This window comes from uncultured Aquincola sp. (assembly GCF_964001545.1).
Classification (GTDB): Bacteria; Pseudomonadota; Gammaproteobacteria; order Burkholderiales; family Burkholderiaceae_C; genus Aquincola.
Map to the genome: position 1 here is coordinate 1 of NZ_CAXFDV010000252.1, position 2,706 is coordinate 2,706.

The 2,706-nt window shown below is 71.2% G+C and carries 3 protein-coding genes and 1 pseudogene; 1 reads left to right on the top strand and 3 read right to left on the bottom strand.

Going from position 1 to position 2,706, the window contains the following annotated elements:
- Window positions 1-663 (top strand): pyruvate, water dikinase regulatory protein (locus ABNT58_RS08710; protein ID WP_348753102.1); only part of this gene is annotated, 663 nt, incomplete at its 5' end.
- Here ABNT58_RS08710 and ABNT58_RS08715 read toward each other — a convergent pair.
- The 3 genes and pseudogenes from ABNT58_RS08715 to ABNT58_RS08725 all read right to left on the bottom strand — a co-directional run.
- The gene (locus ABNT58_RS08715; RefSeq protein WP_348753103.1) at window positions 657-1,439 is read right to left on the bottom strand and encodes an RNA methyltransferase; all 783 of its coding nucleotides are present in this window, start codon (window positions 1,437-1,439) and stop codon (window positions 657-659) included. The two genes, ABNT58_RS08710 and ABNT58_RS08715, sit on opposite strands and share 7 nt — an antisense overlap.
- Window positions 1,436-2,122 carry a ribonuclease HII gene (gene rnhB, locus ABNT58_RS08720; RefSeq protein ID WP_348753104.1) on the bottom strand — a complete coding sequence of 229 codons (687 nt, stop codon included), beginning with the start codon at window positions 2,120-2,122 and terminating at the stop codon, window positions 1,436-1,438. The genes ABNT58_RS08715 and rnhB overlap by 4 nt, the downstream gene beginning before the upstream one ends.
- Window positions 2,091-2,706: pseudogene (locus tag ABNT58_RS08725) on the bottom strand (lipid-A-disaccharide synthase); the annotation flags it as partial. The pseudogene ABNT58_RS08725 and the gene rnhB, both read right to left, overlap by 32 nt.

The window sequence follows — 2,706 nt, forward strand, 5'->3', positions numbered from 1 at the left end:
GAGGTGGCCGAGCGCGAGGGCAAGCCGCCCATCGTGTTCATCACGCTGGTCAACGAAGTGATCCGCGATGCGGTCACCGGCCCCGACTGCCGCGGCATGGTGCTGGACATGTTCCGCACCTTCGTCGAGCCGCTGGAGCAGGAGTTCGGCATGAAGTCGAACCACCGCGTGGGCCGCTTCTCGGACGCGGCCAAGAGCCAGGAATACGACGACCGCATCGAGGCGATCAACTTCTCGCTGGCGCACGACGACGGCCAGTCGTCGCGCAACCTGGAGCTGGCCGACGTGATCCTGGTGGGTGTGAGCCGCAGCGGCAAGACGCCCACCTCGCTGTACCTGGCGATGCAGCACGGCATCAAGGCGGCCAACTACCCGCTGATCCCGGAAGACTTCGAGCGCAACAAGCTGCCCTCGGCGCTGGCGCCCTTCAAGGCCAAGTGCTTCGGCCTGTCGATCGACCCCGAGCGGCTGGCGCAGATCCGCAACGAGCGGCGGCCGGGCAGCAAGTACGCGGCGATCGAGAACTGCCGCTACGAGGTGAACGAGGCCGAGGCGATGATGAAGCGCGAAGGCATCGGCTGGCTCAGCTCGACGCACAAGTCGATCGAGGAGATCGCCACCACGATCCTGCGGGACATCCGCCCCGACAGACTCATCTACTGAACCAACCGCCGCCGCGCCGATTCGTACAGGCACACGGCTGCGGCTGCGGCCACGTTCAGCGACTCTTCGCCGCCCGGCTGCGGAATGCGCACCGTGAGCGCGCAGCGCGCCATGAGCTCGGGCGCCACGCCGCGGCCTTCATGACCCAGCACCCAGGCGCAGGGCCAGGGCAGCGCGGCTTCATGCAGCACGCTGGTGGTGTGCGAGCTGGTGGCCACCAGTGGCACCTGCAGCGCCGCCAGCGCCTCGGCCGCCACGCCTTCCACCAGCCGCAGGCCGAAGTGCGCGCCCATGCCGGCGCGCAGCACCTTGGGCGACCACAGCGCCGCCGTGCCCTTGAGGGCGACGACCTGCGCAAAACCCAGCGCCGCCGCGCTGCGCAGGATGCTGCCCACGTTGCCCGCATCCTGCAGCCGGTCGAGCACGACGGTGGGCGCGTCGGGCGCGATCTCGGGCGAGGCCGGCGCCTGCACCACGAAGCCGATGGGCGCGGGCGATTCCAGCGTGCTGAGCGACTTGAACAGCGCATCGGGCAGCAGGCTCACCTTGTCGGCCATGGCGGCCAGGGTCTGCAGGCTGGGTTCACGCAGCCAGGCGCTTTCGCTGACCAGCGCCTGCTGGGCGCGGCCGCCGCGTGCCTGCAGCGCCCGCGCCAGATGGTCGCCTTCCAGCCACAGCAGGCCCAGCTTGCGGTAGGCCGCCGGGTCTTGCGCCAGCTTGCGCAGCTTGACCAGCAGCGGGTTGTCGCGCGAGGTGATCAGGGGCGGCGCTGTCATCGGCTGAGCATGCGGTGGGCGGCGTCGGCCACGTCGGTGGGCAGCAGCACCTCGCCGGCCGGCGACAGCAGCTGCCGCACCGGCGCGAAGCTGCGGCGGTGCGCCTCGCAGGCGCCATGGGTGCGCAGGGCTTCCAGGTGGTCGCGCGTGCCGTAGCCCTTGTGCTCGTCGAAGCCGTAGAGCGGAAAGCGCTCGTGCAGCGCCTGGCAGCCGCGGTCGCGCGTGACCTTGGCGATGATGGAGGCGGCCGAGATGGCCTGCACCTTGGCATCGCCGCCGATGATGGCCTCGGCATGCACCCGCAGCACCGGCAGCCGGTTGCCATCGACCAGCACCTTGCCGGGCAGCAGACGCAGGCCCTCCACCGCGCGGCGCATGGCCAGCATCGTGGCCTGCAGGATGTTGAGGGTGTCGATCTCTTCGACGCTGGCCTCCCCCACGCTGCAGCACAGCGCACGGGCGCGGATTTCTTCGTACAGCTCTTCGCGGCGCCTGGCGCTCAGCACCTTGGAGTCGGCCAGGCCCTTGATCGGCCGCAGCTCGTCCAGGATGACGGCGGCGGCCACCACCGGGCCGGCCAGCGGGCCGCGGCCGGCTTCGTCCACGCCGGCCACCAGCAGGCCCGGCACGTCCCACGACAGGCCCAACTGCTCAGCTTTGATCGAGGATTTGCGCGATGGCATCGGTGGCGGTGCGGCCGGTGTCACGCCGCAGCAGGTGGTGAAGTTCGTCGAAGCGGCCGGTCACGGCCGCCATGCGGGCGGGTGCGTCCAGCCAGGCCAGCACGTCGGCGGCCAGTGTGGCCGGTTGCGCGGCTTCCTGGATGCGCTCGGGCACCACGAAGTCGCGGCACAGGATGTTGGGCAGGCCCACCCAGGGCTGGTAGGCCATGCGCTTCATCAGCTGCCAGGTCAGGCCGTTCATGCGGTAGGCGATGACCATGGGCCGCTTGAACAGGGCCGCTTCCAGCGTGGCGGTGCCGCTGGCGATCAGCGTCACGTCGCAGGCGGCCAGCGCCTCGTGCGAGCGGCCGTCCAGCAGCGTCAGCGGCGCATCGGGCGCATGCTGGCGCAGCAACGGCTCCACCAGCGCGCGCAGGCCCGGCACCACCGGCAGCACGAAGCGCAGGTCGGGCCGCTGGCGGGCCAGCAGCGCCACCGTCTGCAGGAACACCGGCGCGATCATCTCGATCTCCGACCGGCGGCTGCCCGGCAGCACGGCCACCACCGGCGCCTGCGCGGGCAGGCCCAGCGCGGCGCGCGCGGCC

Bases quoted from the DNA above. Each gene is read 5' to 3' on its own strand.
- ABNT58_RS08715 (WP_348753103.1), bottom strand. From the start codon at position 1,439: ATGACAGCGCCGCCCCTGATCACCTCGCGCGACAACCCGCTGCTGGTC.
- rnhB (WP_348753104.1), bottom strand. From the start codon at position 2,122: ATGCCATCGCGCAAATCCTCGATCAAAGCTGAGCAGTTGGGCCTGTCG.